The following is a 16004-nucleotide window of genomic DNA, read 5'->3' on the forward strand; positions in this document are numbered from 1 at the left end:
ACCTGCGTTAAAGGATAATGAAGCGAGTGATTTATTCACTAATTGTGGGTGGTACCGCGGGAGATTATACATAAAGCCTCTCGTCCCTATTTGGGATGAGAGGCTTTTTATTTTGGCTAAAACAACTTTATAGGAGGATTTAAGATGAGCTTTAATCATCAGAAAATAGAACAAAAATGGCAAAAGTTTTGGGAAGAAAACAAAACTTTTAAAACAAGTGAAGAAAAAAGCAAGAAAAAGTTTTATGCATTAGATATGTTCCCTTATCCATCTGGAGCGGGACTTCATGTTGGACATCCAGAAGGGTATACAGCAACAGATATTCTATCTCGAATGAAGAGAATGCAGGATTTTAATGTACTTCATCCTATGGGGTGGGATGCATTTGGTTTGCCAGCAGAGCAATATGCATTAGATACTGGAAACCATCCAGCTGAATTTACTCAGAAAAACATTGATACATTTCGTCGCCAAATAAAATCACTTGGATTTTCCTATGATTGGGATCGTGAAATTAATACTACTGACCCAGAATATTATAAGTGGACACAATGGATTTTTCTAAAGCTATATGAAATGGGCTTAGCTTATGTTGATGAAGTGGCAGTTAACTGGTGCCCGGCATTAGGCACAGTTCTAGCAAATGAAGAAGTTATTGATGGAAAGAGTGAACGCGGAGGTCATCCTGTTGAAAGACGTCCAATGCGCCAATGGGTATTAAGAATAACGGCATATGCAGATCGTCTATTAGAAGATTTAGATGAGGTAGATTGGCCAGAAAGCATTAAAGAAATGCAACGTAATTGGATTGGCCGTTCAGAAGGAGCAGAAGTTACCTTCCAAATTGACAATCATGAGGAAAACTTTACTGTATTTACAACAAGACCTGATACATTATTTGGTGCTACTTATGCTGTACTTGCTCCAGAGCATGCCCTTGTAGAAAAAATTACAACTTCAGAACAAAAAGCGGCGGTAGAAGCATACTTAGAAAAAATTAAAAGTAAGAGTGATTTAGAAAGAACAGACTTAGCAAAAGAGAAAACAGGTGTATTTACCGGAGCTTATGCCATTAATCCGGCTAACGAAGAAAAAATGCCAATTTGGATTGCTGATTATGTGCTTGTAAGCTATGGTACAGGAAGCATTATGGCTGTTCCTGCTCATGATGAAAGAGATTATGAGTTTGCAAAGACATTTGAGTTGCCAATTAAAGAAGTAGTAGCTGGAGGAAATGTAGAAGCAGAAGCTTATACTGGTGATGGCGAGCACGTAAACTCTGATTTCTTAAATGGTTTGAATAAAGAAGATGCGATAACAAAAATGATTAGCTGGTTAGAAGAGAAAAAAATTGGAACGAAGAAAATTACGTACAGACTTCGTGATTGGCTATTTAGTCGTCAACGTTACTGGGGTGAGCCAATTCCAATTATCCATTGGGAAGATGGCACAATGACTGGAGTACCGGAAGAAGAATTACCATTGACACTTCCAGAAACATCTGAAATAAAGCCATCTGGTACAGGGGAATCCCCGTTAGCAAATATAGCAGAATGGGTAAACGTTGTAGACCCTGTAACTGGTAAAAAGGGTAGACGTGAAACAAACACAATGCCACAATGGGCAGGAAGCAGCTGGTATTATTTACGTTATATTGATCCAAAAAATAACAAGCAAATTGCAGACCCTGAAAAAATAAAAGAATGGCTTCCAGTCGATATGTACATTGGTGGAGTAGAACATGCTGTCTTGCATCTTCTATATGCACGCTTCTGGCATAAAGTGCTTTATGATATAGGCGTTGTTCCAACGAAAGAACCATTCCAAAAATTATTCAACCAAGGAATGATTCTTGGTGAAAATAATGAAAAAATGAGTAAGTCAAAAGGAAACGTCGTAAATCCAGATGAAATTGTAGCGAGCCATGGAGCTGATACACTTCGTTTATATGAAATGTTCATGGGACCACTAGATGCTGCGATTGCATGGTCAACAAATGGCCTTGATGGTTCTAGAAGATTCCTTGATCGTGTTTGGAGATTGTTAGTTGATGATAATGGGGAGCTTTCTTCAAAAGTTCAAACTATAGAGGAAATGAAGGGGCTAGACAAAATTTATCATCAAACAGTTAAAAAAGTAACAGAGGATTTTGAAGCGCTTCGCTTTAACACAGCTATTTCACAAATGATGGTATTTATCAATGAGTGCTATAAAGCAGATAGTATTCCCCAAAAATATGTAGAAGGATTTGTGAAATTACTTTCACCAATATGTCCGCATATGACCGAAGAACTATGGCAAATTATCACGGGCTCAAACCAATCTATCGCTTATGAAGCATGGCCAGCATATGATGAAGCAAAATTAGTAGACGATGAAGTAGAAATTGTTATTCAGATTAATGGAAAAGTAAAAGCGAAACTAATGGTTCCAGCAGATGCAAATAAAGATGCATTGGAACAAATCGCGATGGAAGACAATCAAGTAAAAGAACAAATTGATGGAAAGCAAGTACGTAAAGTAATTGCAGTTCCTGGGAAATTAGTTAATATAGTTGCAAATTAACGAGAAGAGGCTGGTCTATATTGACCGGCCTCGTTTTTGCTATGGGCAGACGAATTGCATATTCTAGCAAATTACTCTATATTACAATGAGATAATAATATACACATTGTACAAAAAGGTTATTGGAGGGAATAGAATGGATTTAATAAAAACCATTTCAACAGATGAATTAGAGAAAAAGCTAAATAACAAGGAAACACTAGAATTAGTAGATGTTCGTGAAGACGAAGAAGTAGCAGAAGGAATGATTCCTGGCGCTAAACATATTCCGATGAATAGTATTCCAGAAAATCTAGCGTACTTCTCAAAGGATAAAGAATACATCTTTATTTGCCGATCAGGCAGGCGAAGCGAAAACGTATGTTACTATCTACAAGACCAAGGATTTAAAGTAGTAAATATGGAAGGCGGCATGCTAGATTGGCATGGTAAAACAGTTTAAAAGTTTGCAGTTAAAATAATTTAGAAAAGCTCAAAGAAGGAAGGTTTCTACTTTTCCTTATCTTTGAGCTTTTTTTAAAAAGATGGATAATGAAAAAATCTTAAGAAAAATTGATTGAATAGTGAGAATTTTGTCTATCCTTTAAATAAACCTACTAAATAATTGGGAGAGAATAATAATGATTAAAGTAAAGCTATTTGATCAAGAGCATGAGAAGGATCTTGAATTACAAATGAATAAATTTCTACAGAAAATAGATGAGAAAAAACTGATAGATATTAAATATAATGTCGCAGCAATACAAGAGGACGAAGAAGATCAAATCTATTGTTTTTCCTCGATGATAATTTATAAATCATAGAAGGAAAATAAAAAGAGTCTGGGACAAAACTAAAAAAACTAATCTATAACACTAAGTTGTTCCATTGCGCTACAGACGCACGATGCGTCGGGGAGGAAGCTGAGCCTCGCATGCGAGACCACTGAAAAAGTCTAGTTCTCCAAATAAAATGAGGTTTTATTTATTTGAAAGCGAATAATAAGTTGGTTTGGAGAGGCGTCCGCTCGACTCCTACGGGAGATGCGAGAAAGTCCGAGACCCTGCAGGAGCGTGAGCGACGAAGCGGCTCGGCGCTCGCCCCGGTGAGTCGTGCGGTAAGCCTCGGAAAACAAAAACCTACATTAAGTTAGAATGGTTTGATAACTACCGATTCACCAGGTAATTCACTTTTTCAGTACCCTCCTCGCATGCGCTGCGGGGTCTAAAGCGTCTCTATTTCCCGCAGGAGTCGAGCGTCCTCCGCTCCATTTCACTTCGTGTTTATTATTAGTTGAAATGCTTATGTTCCAGCCACTTATTTACTACATCCCTTTTGCGACAAGTGCCGCATTAACACCTGCTAGTCTGCCAGTCACAAACGCAGAAGTAATATTATATCCTCCAGTGTAACCATGAATATCTAGTATTTCACCACAGAAGAACAAGCCTTCCATCAATTTTGATTCCATTGTTTTAGGCACTATCTCCTTAATAGAAACACCACCACCTGTGACAAACGCCTTTTCTAACGGTAAGGTTCCATTTACATCAAAGGTAAAGGATTTACATAAACGAATAAACTGTCTAATTTTATCTTGGGAAACCGTTGCACATGTAGCTGTTGGGTCGATATTTGCTAATGCCAGTAAAAACAGTAGATATCGTTCTATTAACATACCCTTTAACGTATTTTTAATCGCTTTTTTTGGTTCATTTTTAAGTAAAGTCATTGTGTCTTGAAATAGTTTTTCTTCTTTTATTGCAGGGAAAGAGTCAATGGACACTTTTACTTCTTCTAAATTCCATTTTTTCTTTGCTTTTACAACAAATTGGCTGCAGCGTAATACAGCAGGTCCACTTATTCCAAAATGAGTAAAAATCATATCCATCTGGTGGGTTATTATTGGTTTTCCTTTTGGGTTGAGAACACTTAATCCTACATTTCTTAAGGAAACCCCTTGTAAGTCTTTATTCTGAATAAATGCTTCTTTTGAGGTAACTGGAACCTCTGTTGGAAATAAGTCGGTTATAGTATGGCCTGCTTTTTTTGCCCATGCATAGCCATCTCCTGTAGAACCAGTATGTGGAACCGATTTTCCTCCTACCGCAATGATAAGTGATTTACATGTTTTGGCTTCACCATTTTCTAAAATCACTGTCTTTGTATGATTTTCATGATAATTAACTGTCTTAACAGGGGAGTTTATTTGAATAGTTACATCTAATCTATCTAACTCGCCCAATAATGCATCTACAACGGATTGTGCTTTATTGGAAATTGGGAACATTCTTCCATGGTCTTCTTCCTTTAATGCGATTCCAAGGTTTTCGAAGAATGCGATAATATCTTCATTATTAAATTCGGAAAAACCACTATAGAGAAAACGTCCATTACCTGGGATATGTTTAATGATTTCCTCAATTGGCAGCCTATTTGTAACATTACAGCGGCCACCTCCAGAAATTGCTAGCTTTCTGCCAAGTTTATTGCCTTTATCAATTAGCAATACCTTTGCCTTTTGCTCTGCTGCACCAATGGCAGCCATTAATCCTGATGGGCCTCCCCCAATCACGATTACATCATATTGCATACTACATCCTACTTTCCTGGAGTATTTTTCATTTTAATAGTACATTATTTAGCTCGTTTTATCGATTTGTATCATTCATCAAAAAGAAAGCTGTTAGTAGATACTTGCCTTTTTTAAAAGTAGCGTTTCTTTTTAAGAAAGGGTAAACTACTAATAGTGTGTAAAAAAATGTTCATATTTACTTTGTATCGTATATATTTTATCGATTGTTTTCGTGGTAAAATACTTATTTATGTAACGTTAAAGAGAGCTTCGTTTAAGGAAGGGATTATATGTCGTCAAAATTGCTTAAAGGCACATTTATTTTAACACTTGGGACAATTATATCCAAAGCGTTAGGATTATTTTATGTTATACCATTTAATATGATTGTTGGAAAACAAGGAACCGTCTTATATCAATATTCTTATGTAGCTTATACTATTGTAATAAGTATTGCAACAGCTGGTATTCCTTTAGCTGTAAGTAAATTTATCTCGAAATATAATGCAATGGGAGAATACGAAGTAGGGAGGAAGCTATTTAAGTCAGGGTTAATGATTATGCTAGTAAGTGGAATTCTCTCCTTTATCGCTTTATATGCAGCTGCTCCTTTTTTAGCCGGACTTATTATATCAGATGAGGATTTAACTTCAACTGTAGGTCAGGTAACAACAGTTATTCGTGCAGTAAGTTTTGCGTTAATCGTCGTTCCCTTTATGAGTTTAATCAGGGGCTTTTTTCAGGGACATGATGCAATGTTTCCATCGGCTGTTTCACAAGTAATAGAGCAAATTGTCCGGATAGTTTTTTTGCTTGGTGGGTCAGCAATCGTTCTATTTGTATTAAATGGAGAGTTGATTACTGCTGTCAGTATATCTGTTTTTGCAGCATTCGTTGGAGCAATTGGTGGACTAGCTGTGCTTCTATTATATTGGAGAAAAAGTAAAGAGGAGTATGATAGCCTATTACTGTATGATAAAGGCATGCAAACAGATATTCGTTTACGCTCTATGTATAAAGAAATTCTTTTATCTGCTGCTCCATTTGTCTTTGTGGGAGTGGCTAATCCATTGTTTCAAGCAGTTGATACTATTACCTTTAACCATGCAATGAGTAGTATTGGGCTTGGTTCCATTTCTGAAACCGCCTTAAATATATTTAATTATCAAACACATAAAATTATTATTATCCCAGTATCGCTTGCAACTGGGTTCTCAATGGCATTAATTCCAATGATTACAAGAGCTTTTGTAAAAGAAGACCATTCAGATTTAACAACAAATCTAAATCAGACTTTCCAAGTACTATTATTTCTTACTTTACCGGCATGTATTGGATTGTCCGTATTAGCTGAACCTGTTTATCGATTATTTTATGGAACAGAAGATATTATGTTGGGAGCAGAAGTATTAAAATTATATGCGCCTGTAGCCATTTTATTTTCCCTTTATCCAGTAACAGCTTCAATCTTACAGGGGTTAAATGAGCAACGTTTTACTATCTTAAGTTTATTGGTAGGCATTTTGATTAAACTAAGTTTGAATATCCCGTTTATTGAAAGATGGGAAACAAACGGTGCAATACTTGCCACTACATTAGGATATACTGTATCTATCCTGATTAATTTAGGGGTAATAAAAGCATACGCGCAATATTCATTTAAGATAGTTATTCGAAGAAGCATTCTCATTTTGGGATTTTCGGTTATTATGTATATTGTTACAACGAATGTATATAAAATACTCCAGTTATTTTTATCTACAGAGTCGGTATTTGCTTCCCTGTTAATGGTAGTAATTGTAGCTGCCTTTGGGGTTCTTATATATGTTTATCTAGCTTACCGTTCTAAATTGATTTATCGCATATTTGGTAATCAAGCAGTTAGAATAAAACAAAAACTAAGACTTCCTTTTTAATATAGTAGGAACTTAGCTTTTAAATAAAATAATAAGCAAGAAATAATAGATAGAGGTTGAGTTTAGATGCGAATTGACAAAATGCTCGCTAATTTGGGCTATGGGAGTAGAAAAGAAGTGAAAATGCTCCTGAAAAATAAGGCAGTGAAAGTAAATGATGAGATCATTAAAGATGCAAAGTACCAAGTAGACCCAGAAAAAGATGAAGTATTCTTATATAACGAATTGATTGAGTATAAGGAGTTTATCTATTTAATGATGAATAAACCTCCAGGGCTAATATCTGCAACAGAGGATTCGAGGGAAGAAACGGTCATAGACATTCTCCAAATAGAGGACTCTGTATATAATCCGTTTCCTGTTGGAAGGTTGGATAAGGATACAGAAGGATTGCTTCTGCTAACAAATGATGGGAAATTGGCCCATCGATTGCTGTCTCCGAAAAAGCATGTCCCGAAAACCTATTTTGCCGTTATAAGAGGAGAAGTGGGAGAAGCAGATATAGAGGCATTTAAAAAAGGAGTTGTCTTAGACGATGGATATCTTACAAAACCAGGGCATCTCGTTCTATTAAAATCTGGAGACACTTCTGATATCGAACTGACTATTTCAGAAGGGAAATTTCATCAAGTTAAAAGAATGTTTGAGAGTGTTGGAAAAAAGGTCATTTACCTAAAAAGGATTTCGATGGGACCACTAGAACTTGACGAGACTCTAGAGCTAGGGGAATATCGGGAGTTAACAGAAGAAGAAATAGAGCTATTGCAAAATTATCAAGTAGATAATTAATAATAATTTGTGAAAATCACAAATGGAGAAATTCTTATCGATTGAGCAATAGCAGATTTAAGCCAAACAGCAAACAATACGAAAATATGCAGCAAAAACCTCACTTTGACAGCAGGAATAGCAATAGCTTTCCTAGCAACTCATTGTGAGGTTTGCTTTATTATACAAGTTTAAATCTCGGTTGTTTCATTTTTTAGGATGTCATTTTCACTTTTTTTCTAGTTGTTGTCCATTTTCCACGACTTGGACTTTGCACCAAGTCATTATAAGCTAACACATTCAAATCTCTTTGAATCGTTCGCGGAGTAATACCAAATTCCTCCACTAGCTCTTGTGTTGTGACAGTTCCACGCTTACTAATAAACATGTAGACGGATTTGATACGGTTTAACATCCGGTTAGTTGAAGGTTTCAATAAACCACTCCCTATCCTTTTTTCAAACCTTTGGCAAATTCCAGCGACCGACAGCTTATTTGAAGAATATTTTCTTCAAGCGTATGTAATTTTCTTTTCCACAGACAACCCCTTTTCAAATGGCTAAATAGTGACAAATTCAATAGAATGAATTTCTATATAAATATTGTACCCCTATTTACTAATATATTCTACATTATTTGCGTTAATTTACAAAATATTTGCTTTTTTATGTCTATATTTACCACCCCCTGTAGGATTTCCTTACATTCATCATATGGGATATATAATTATGATATGAATAAAAATTCAAAAAGTTTTTAATTAAATTTTATTTCCCGAATTTTTTATTAGTTAAACATTTTTTTGATAATGTTTTCTAAAAAAAGATTTCTCTATGAACTATGGCAAAACATTGCGGGCAAGGCTAAGGGACCCACGTAAATCACTAGTGGGTTTTCCCCTGTCTCGCTCGCCTTGCTCCTAATTTAAAGTTTCTTCCATTTTTTTAAAATCCTCTATCATTTTGCGATGGCTGCCGACCATGTTTTGTGGTAATTTGTGTAATGGGAAAAATCGAAGGCTGAATGCTTCTTCCTGGTCATTCTCGAGTATTCCTTCATATTTAGATGTATAATAGGCGGTTGTTACAGTGTAGAAAGGATCGCCGTTTGCTGCAATCGCAAAGTAGTCTTTTCCGGAATAAACAGATAATAACTGTAGATTTTTTACTTGAAGTCCTGTTTCTTCGAATATTTCGCGTTTTGCTGTATCCTCTGTACTTTCTCCTAATTCCATAAGGCCACCTGGTAATCCCCAAACATTTTTTGGGTGTTTTCTTTCTTGTAATAGAATATTATTTTCCTTGTCTAACAGAATTACTACTGCTCCCACAAGAATGATAGGCATTTTGCCAACTAGCTTTCTTACATCTTCAACATATCCCATTTAAAATACATTCCTTCCATATGGTAGATAAAAATATAGTGTAGCTTTGTTTTCGATAAAATGTATACTATACTTAATGATAATTTAGTGAAATATGAATTTAAAGGTTTTATTTCTCATATAAAGCGTTTTATGATATGTTTTTCCTATACTATATTTAAAAACTTCCAAGGAGGAAACCATGAATTCAATTGATTGGTTAAATGAAGTACATAATCGTAAAGACAGCTTTATTAATGATTTACAAGGACTTTTGCAAATTAAAAGTGTATTGGACGAAGAGAATGCAACAGATGATGCACCTTTTGGCCAAGGAGTGAAAGAGGCATTAAGCTATATGCTAACGATTGGAGAAAAGGATGGTTTCGTCAGTAAGAATGTTCAAAACGTTGCTGGACATTTACTATTTGGGGAGGGTACGGAAAGTGTCGGTATTCTTTGCCATGTAGATGTTGTTCCAGAGGGGGATGGATGGACAAGCGATCCATATAAGGCAGAGATTCGTGATGGGAAGATTTATGCAAGAGGGGCTTTAGATGATAAAGGTCCAACAATGGCTGCCTATTATGCAATGAAAATTGTGAAAGAATTGCATCTCCCTTTGTCAAAAGAAGTTAGAATGATTATTGGAACAGATGAAGAGAGTGATTGGCGATGTGTGGATACTTATTTCCAGCACGAAAGTATGCCTACGATTGGATTTGCTCCAGATGCTGATTTTCCAATTATTTTTGCAGAAAAAGGCATTGCTGATTTTGATATCGTTCAGAAAATTTCAAAAACATCAAATGATACAGGAGAAGTTAAAATTCTAAGCTTTGCATCAGGCAGAAGATATAATATGGTCCCAGATTTTGCCCAAGCAGTGTTGGAAGTGAAAGAAGGCGAACAAACGGAGGTCATTCAGCGTTACAAGAATTATTTAAAGCTAGAGAATGTACCTGGGCGCTATTTGGTTGATAATGGCGATTTAGTATTAGAATTAGAAGGTGTGTCAGCACATGGATTAGAGCCTAATAATGGGGTGAATGCAGGTCTGAAACTTGCTAACTTTCTTGTGGAATTAGAATTGGATGAAAAGGCTGCTCATTATTTTCAATTTGTGCGAAACTTCTTTGTGAATGATTCTAGAGGAAAAAAACTTGGCATTGATTATGAGGATGAAATTACAGGCGAACTTACCTTAAATGCTGGTATTTTGGAATATCATTTAGAAAAGGGTGGAAAAATTGGTCAAACAGTACGCTATCCTGTTACAAATGATATGGATAAGACGAAAGAGAAGCTTGCGAAATTGCTAACAGAACATGATTTTAGCCTCGAGAATTTCACAGATTCTAAACCACATCACGTGGAAAAGAACTCAGAATTAATTCAAACATTGAGCAGAGTCTATGAGGAGCAAACAGGAGAAAAAGCTAAGTTATTATCCATAGGTGGAGGCACATATGCTAGGTCGCTAGAAAAAGGGGTTGCATTTGGACCACTATTTCCTGGAAGAGAAGATATTGCTCATAAAAAAGATGAATATATGTATATTGAGGATTTAATGAAAGCAACAGCAATTTATGCACAGGCTATCTATGAATTAGCGAAATAAAGATATAATCCAAAGGAGAAGAGAAAATGAGTACGGTGTTAATGAATGGGGAGTTTATACCAAGAGAAGAAGCAAAAGTAGATATAGAAGACAGAGGATATCAGTTTGGCGATGGAATTTACGAAGTAATCCGTGTGTACAATGGTAAAATGTTTATGGCGAAAGAACATCTTGAGCGTTTATCTGCAAGTAGCGAGAAAATAGGCATAGCTATTTCTTATTCCATCTCAGAATTAACCAATTTATTAGAAACGTTAATTTCGAAAAATTCATTAAGCACCGGTATCCTTTATATGCAATTCACTAGAGGAATAAGTCCGAGAAACCATGGCTTTCCGACAGATGATGTTACTCCAACATTTATAGCTTATACAAAAATAATGCAAAGACCATTAGATAATCTAGAAAATGGTGTGTCTGTCATTACTGTAGAAGATATTAGATGGTCAAGATGTGATATTAAAAGTTTAAATTTACTTGGAAATGTAATGGCAAAACAAAAAGCAGTAGAGGCCAGCTGCTATGAAAGCATTCAGTATAGAGAATTATCTGTAACAGAAGGTAGTTCTTCTAATATTTGGATTGTGAATGGGGAAAAGGTACAAACTCATGAGGCAAATCAATTCATTTTAAATGGAATTACCAGACAAAAAATTATTCAATTATGTAATGAAAATGGAATGGAACTAGAGGAAAAAGCATTTTCAATTGAAGACTTAATTGATGCAGATGAAGTTTTCTTATCCAGTACAACTTCTGAAGTAACACCAATTACTTCTGTCAATAATGTTCCCGTAAAAGAAGGTAAAGTAGGAGAAGTAACGAAAAAGTTACAAGGGTTGTTTATTGATGCAATCATCGCAGAATGCGGACAGTTAGCAAATTAATTTAAGGGAAAAACGCAAAATGGGGTTGTTTCAAACTAGTTATGGTCAATAGCTGGACTTGAGACAGCTCCTTTTCTTTTTTCAAAAGAAAATAGGGTATAGTAATTTATATGGATTTTCTAAAACATAGGTACAGATACGGTTAAAATTGATTCATTAGGTTATATAATAGAAATATAGTTAGAGATTAAGCTAATCATCGATACTGAGTTAAAAAAAGGTTAAAGGAAAAAGGATATGAATACAAAACCACATTATTTTCTAGGAGTTAAGCCAGATAGTCCTGTTATAAGCAAATTAGAAAAGATTAGGAAAGAGCTACAGTTAAGGTTCCCTTTTAAAAAGTGGGTACATCCTTTCGATTACCATATTACCCTTGCGTTTTTAGGGAGTGCTAATGATGATAAAAGGGAAATGTTACAAAATCTTTTAGAAGAATCATTTTTAGCTAGTAACCAATTTAAGCTACATATTGATCATTTAGGTGTTTTTGGTCAACCCAAAAGCCCTAGGATATTTTGGGCTGGGGTAAAAGAGGAGAAGAAACTATTTGATCTTAGAAATCAAGTCTTTCATATTTGTAGTCAGGCTGGTTTTCAGTTGGAAACTAGGCCGTTTCATCCACATCTAACGTTAGCAAGAAAATGGGATTCCGAAACTATATTTTCGGAGCAATTGCTAAAAGGATCCCTTTTCCCAAACGATTTGATTTTTGATGTGGACAGTATCCACCTATTTCAGACACATATGGAGAAAATACCTAAATATGAAATAATAAAAAGTTATTGCTTTAATGACCAATAGAAACATTGTAATTTAGGGGGAAAAAGCTTGGCGCAGTTAATAAAGTTGCAAGATTATGTGTCGCGTTATGAGCAAAACATTGTCTTGTATCCATCACGTTTTGTTCGGTTGAAGAAACAAAAGTGGCTCGGATTAAAAAGAGCATTTGAAACAAAGGATAGAAGTCTATTTTACCCGGAGAGTCCAATAGAAGAAGACTGGATAGTGGATAAACCTTCTTTTTTAGAACGATTTAAGAAATCAATTTGGCAGCAAAATAATTTTGAAGAAGTAGAATTGGAAAATGAAAGCGAAATAGTCAAAACGGAAGAAGATGATTTGAGTTTTGAGTACGATGCAAAACAATATAGCCGTCCACAAACTGTTGAGGAATTAAAACAGCAATTCCTAAATCAATTATTTGAATTTCAGCTGAAATGGGCCAGTTCAACGCTCACGGAAAAGTCTAACGTGAAAAAGACGCTTTATTATGATGAATTATTAAAGTACTACTTACAAAGATTTCCGGATACTTTCTTGGTACTTTATCAACCATTATTTCAACTGAAAAATGCTCCTGTTGAATTGGACACGATTATGATTACCCCAACTGATGTCTGGTGCATTCATGTGTTAGAAGCAGAGAATTCAGCAGTATATGTTGGTTCGAATGATAAATTTTGGGTCAAAAAAAAGGGGGATAAAGAGCAAAAGATTCTTAGCCCTGTCATATCTATAAATAGAACAGAAAAAATAGTGAAAAGTATTTTAGATAAATATGATATTACATTACCTGTTCAAAAGGTAATTCTTACTCGAAATGGATATATTGATTTTCCATCCGTGCCATATGATTTAAAAATTGTGGAAAAAAGAAATTATGAAGAGTGGTTTCAAAAAATGAGAAGTCATCATTCGCCAATTAAGGCTATTCAATTAAAAGCAGCAGAGAGCTTATTACAATATGGTTTGACGAACTCGAAAAGAAGGTATGAATGGGATACAGAAGAATCATAAAAAAAAGGGGAAGAGTAGAAGAGTTGTGTTTTCAAGAGATGAGGGAGTGAGAAATTTGATATCAATTCGAAGAAGTTTCTTTGCTTATTTAGATGAAATGTCATTAATAACTGTTCTACTTCCCTATTCCTATTATAACGGGGAATCTACTGCGTTTAGATTAAAAGGAGATAGCCATCCTATTAATCTTGTGATTGAGTCGAAGGAAAAAATGCAGCATTTTGTAAAGTACAAATGTCACTTAAACGAAAACATTCAAATCGGCCAAAAATATGAGGTAGAGGATGCAAATAAGGGAGTAACAGATTTACAAATAGGTGCAGTCATTAGAACAGCTTCATTTGATGAAGAATTTTATTATGATGGTCCTCTAGGTGTAGACTATTCATCCGAGAAAAGTATCTTTTATCTATGGGCACCTACTGCACAACAAGTGAAATTGGTACTTAAATCCTCTGATCCAGCTATTGAGGAACGAAGGATTTTGGAGATGGAAAGACAGGAAAAAGGGGTTTGGAAAACAATCTATCTTGAAGATCTAGAAGGATGGTACTACAGCTATTTAGTACTTATAAATTTAGAGTGGAAAGAAGCAATAGACCCATACGCTGTAGCGGTTTCTGTAAATGGAGAAACAGGGGTAATTGTAGATTTAAATAAAACAAAAAGACAAAAGCCGGTTTTACCAGCACTCGAGCATGCGGTAGATAGTGTGATATATGAAACTCATATTAGAGATTTAACGATTCATCCTGATAGTGGAATTCGGCAAAAAGGAAAATATTTAGGTGTAACAGAATTAAATACAAAAACGAAAAAAAACGAGCTATCAGGTCTTTCCTATATAAAAGATTTAGGGATAACACATATAGAGTTTCTCCCTGTTCATGACTTTGAAGAAGTTGATGAGCTAGAGGTGCTAAAAAAATATAATTGGGGATATAATCCTTCCCATTATAACGTGCCAGAGGGCAGTTATTCGACAAATCCTATTGATCCATATGTAAGAATTAACGAACTTAAAGAAATGATTCATGCTGTACAAGAGCAAGGTATCCGTGTCATATTGGATGTTGTATATAATCATGTCTATAAAAAAGAAGATTCTTCTTTTGAAAAAATTGTTCCAGGCTATTTCTTCCGCTATGATAAGTATGGAATGCCATCAAATGGTACAGGAGTAGGGAATGACATAGCTTCAGAAAGATCGATGGTGAGACGATTCATTGTTGATTCTGTCCGTTTTTGGATAAAAGAATATCAAATTGATGGATTGCGCTTTGATTTAATGGGAATTCTTGATTGCCAAACAATGAATGAAGTTCGTTCCGTGTGTAATAGTTTCGATAAGAGCATTTTAATTATTGGGGAAGGTTGGGATTTAGCAACCCCTTTAAACAAAGATAAGAAGGCTATTATTGCTAATCAGCATTTGCTTCCTAGGATCGGTCAGTTTAATGATCAATTTAGAGATAAATTAAAAGGGAGTACCTTTCAGTTATATGATCGAGGTTATGCGCTTGGAAATAAGCTTTATAAAGACGATATTCCTGAACTATTAGCTGGGAGTGTCGGTGTCTATAAGGAAAATGGAATGTTTATTGAACCAGGTCAATCTGTAAATTATGTGGAGTCTCATGATAATCATACGCTATGGGATAAAATTGAAATATGTTTTTCAAATGAATCAGAAGAGTGGAAGCAAAAGAAACAACGACTTGCAACGTCTCTTGTCCTTCTTAGCCAGGGAATCCCTTTTATTCATTCGGGTCAGGAATTTTTCCGCACGAAAAATGGTGTAGAAAATAGTTATCAATCGCCAGATGAAATTAATCAGTTAGACTGGGATAGAAAAGATCAATTTATAGGCAATGTGGAATATATAAAAGGATTAATTTCCCTAAGAAGAAATAACAGAGCGTTCCGATTACCATCAGTGGAAGCTATTCAAAAGCACCTTATCATTAATCAGCAATCGAATGACGTAATACAATATATTTTACATGATCTAAAAGAAATGGGAGAATGGGAATCGATTATCGTATTTATAAATGTGAATGATTCTCCTGAAGAAGGATTTTGTAAAGAAGAATGTTGGAATATTTTAGTTGAAGGCGATACAGTTTATCAGCGGGATTATCCAACCATTCACAGAGATCGGATAATGGTTAAGCCAGTAAGCATAACAATAATTGCCAAGTAATAGGAAACGATAGTAACATTCGAAAGATTTCCGTGATATTTAGCAGGAATGTGTCCTAATGATGGAACCGGAAAATTTTTTTGACAGGAAATCATTATTTTAACGAGAGATTCACTTGACTAAAAAAAGAAATAAGAGATAATATTTAAATGAGAAACTTTCTATAAGAAAAAGTATTTAGGTAAAATTTAATATAAAATGATTGGAAATCTTGGATACATAGTATAATGGTATGGATACTATGTCCTTTTCTTTTTTACAGTTAAGAAAGTATTAGTTTTCTAAAAGTTAATTTGGTGTCTAGCTAAAGCGCCTACTGTCTAGCAA

The 16004-nt window shown here is 35.0% G+C and carries 13 protein-coding genes and 1 other annotated feature (1 of these 14 cut by a window edge); of the genes, 10 read left to right on the top strand and 3 right to left on the bottom strand.

Going from position 1 to position 16004, the window contains the following annotated elements; translation table 11 throughout:
* Positions 1-91: a binding site (T-box leader), on the top strand (it extends 136 nt beyond the left edge of the window).
* A 53-nt stretch (positions 92-144) separates the two neighbouring features.
* From leuS to ACTQ5K_RS07755, 3 genes are all read left to right on the top strand, one after another.
* Complete coding sequence (gene leuS / locus ACTQ5K_RS07745; protein WP_031540492.1) at positions 145-2565, top strand: leucine--tRNA ligase; 2421 nt, start codon at positions 145-147, stop codon at positions 2563-2565.
* Between the two features lie 136 nt (positions 2566-2701).
* Positions 2702-3007 carry a rhodanese-like domain-containing protein gene (locus ACTQ5K_RS07750; protein WP_031540493.1) on the top strand — a complete coding sequence of 102 codons (306 nt, stop codon included), beginning with the start codon at positions 2702-2704 and terminating at the stop codon, positions 3005-3007.
* 178 nt (positions 3008-3185) lie between these two features.
* Entirely contained in the window at positions 3186-3368 is a 183-nt protein-coding gene (locus ACTQ5K_RS07755) for a sporulation protein Cse60 (RefSeq protein WP_031540494.1), read from the top strand.
* A gap of 500 nt (positions 3369-3868) precedes the next feature.
* Here ACTQ5K_RS07755 and ACTQ5K_RS07760 read toward each other — a convergent pair whose 3' ends face one another.
* Positions 3869-5137, bottom strand: a complete 1269-nt coding sequence (locus ACTQ5K_RS07760; RefSeq protein WP_031540495.1) for an NAD(P)/FAD-dependent oxidoreductase — start codon at positions 5135-5137, stop codon at positions 3869-3871.
* 272 nt (positions 5138-5409) lie between these two features.
* Between ACTQ5K_RS07760 and ACTQ5K_RS07765 the strand changes: the two genes are divergently transcribed.
* Positions 5410-7035 carry a putative polysaccharide biosynthesis protein gene (locus tag ACTQ5K_RS07765; protein ID WP_441993812.1) on the top strand — a complete coding sequence of 542 codons (1626 nt, stop codon included), beginning with the start codon at positions 5410-5412 and terminating at the stop codon, positions 7033-7035.
* 66 nt (positions 7036-7101) lie between these two features.
* A complete protein-coding gene (locus tag ACTQ5K_RS07770; protein ID WP_031540497.1) occupies positions 7102-7824 on the top strand; it encodes a pseudouridine synthase in 723 nt (240 codons plus the stop codon).
* Between the two features lie 193 nt (positions 7825-8017).
* Here ACTQ5K_RS07770 and ACTQ5K_RS07775 read toward each other — a convergent pair whose 3' ends face one another.
* Both ACTQ5K_RS07775 and ACTQ5K_RS07780 read right to left on the bottom strand, forming a co-directional pair.
* Positions 8018-8239: a DeoR family transcriptional regulator gene (locus ACTQ5K_RS07775; protein ID WP_016202849.1), complete on the bottom strand. Its 222-nt coding sequence runs from the start codon at positions 8237-8239 to the stop codon at positions 8018-8020.
* 483 nt (positions 8240-8722) lie between these two features.
* A complete protein-coding gene (locus ACTQ5K_RS07780) occupies positions 8723-9187 on the bottom strand; it encodes an NUDIX hydrolase (protein WP_031540498.1) in 465 nt (154 codons plus the stop codon).
* 181 nt (positions 9188-9368) lie between these two features.
* Here ACTQ5K_RS07780 and pepV point away from each other — a divergent pair, with 181 nt between their 5' ends.
* The 5 genes from pepV to pulA all read left to right on the top strand — a co-directional run bounded on the left by pepV (position 9369) and on the right by pulA (position 15677).
* Complete coding sequence (gene pepV / locus ACTQ5K_RS07785) at positions 9369-10787, top strand: dipeptidase PepV (RefSeq protein WP_441993813.1); 1419 nt, start codon at positions 9369-9371, stop codon at positions 10785-10787.
* A 26-nt stretch (positions 10788-10813) separates the two neighbouring features.
* On the top strand, positions 10814-11674 hold the full coding sequence (gene dat / locus ACTQ5K_RS07790) for a D-amino-acid transaminase (protein ID WP_031540500.1): 861 nt from the start codon (positions 10814-10816) through the stop codon (positions 11672-11674).
* Between the two features lie 237 nt (positions 11675-11911).
* The gene (gene thpR, locus ACTQ5K_RS07795) at positions 11912-12478 is read left to right on the top strand and encodes an RNA 2',3'-cyclic phosphodiesterase (RefSeq protein WP_235251244.1); all 567 of its coding nucleotides are present in this window, start codon (positions 11912-11914) and stop codon (positions 12476-12478) included.
* Between the two features lie 27 nt (positions 12479-12505).
* The gene (locus ACTQ5K_RS07800; RefSeq protein ID WP_031540502.1) at positions 12506-13474 is read left to right on the top strand and encodes a nuclease-related domain-containing protein; all 969 of its coding nucleotides are present in this window, start codon (positions 12506-12508) and stop codon (positions 13472-13474) included.
* A 55-nt stretch (positions 13475-13529) separates the two neighbouring features.
* Positions 13530-15677 (top strand): type I pullulanase, encoded by a 2148-nt coding sequence (gene pulA / locus ACTQ5K_RS07805; protein ID WP_031540503.1) that lies wholly within the window; start codon positions 13530-13532, stop codon positions 15675-15677.
* Positions 15678-16004: the final 327 nt, after the last annotated feature.

It is taken from the genome of Niallia sp. Sow4_A1, from assembly GCF_052116745.1.
Taxonomy (GTDB): domain Bacteria; phylum Bacillota; class Bacilli; order Bacillales; family Cytobacillaceae; genus Niallia; species Niallia hominis.

Coding starts and splice junctions, on each gene's coding strand:
- leuS (WP_031540492.1), top strand. CDS start 145: ATGAGCTTTAATCATCAGAAAATAGAACAAAAATGGCAAAAGTTTTGG.
- ACTQ5K_RS07750 (WP_031540493.1), top strand. CDS start 2,702: ATGGATTTAATAAAAACCATTTCAACAGATGAATTAGAGAAAAAGCTA.
- ACTQ5K_RS07755 (WP_031540494.1), top strand. CDS start 3,186: ATGATTAAAGTAAAGCTATTTGATCAAGAGCATGAGAAGGATCTTGAA.
- ACTQ5K_RS07760 (WP_031540495.1), bottom strand. CDS start 5,137: ATGCAATATGATGTAATCGTGATTGGGGGAGGCCCATCAGGATTAATG.
- ACTQ5K_RS07765 (WP_441993812.1), top strand. CDS start 5,410: ATGTCGTCAAAATTGCTTAAAGGCACATTTATTTTAACACTTGGGACA.
- ACTQ5K_RS07770 (WP_031540497.1), top strand. CDS start 7,102: ATGCGAATTGACAAAATGCTCGCTAATTTGGGCTATGGGAGTAGAAAA.
- ACTQ5K_RS07780 (WP_031540498.1), bottom strand. CDS start 9,187: ATGGGATATGTTGAAGATGTAAGAAAGCTAGTTGGCAAAATGCCTATC.
- pepV (WP_441993813.1), top strand. CDS start 9,369: ATGAATTCAATTGATTGGTTAAATGAAGTACATAATCGTAAAGACAGC.
- dat (WP_031540500.1), top strand. CDS start 10,814: ATGAGTACGGTGTTAATGAATGGGGAGTTTATACCAAGAGAAGAAGCA.
- thpR (WP_235251244.1), top strand. CDS start 11,912: ATGAATACAAAACCACATTATTTTCTAGGAGTTAAGCCAGATAGTCCT.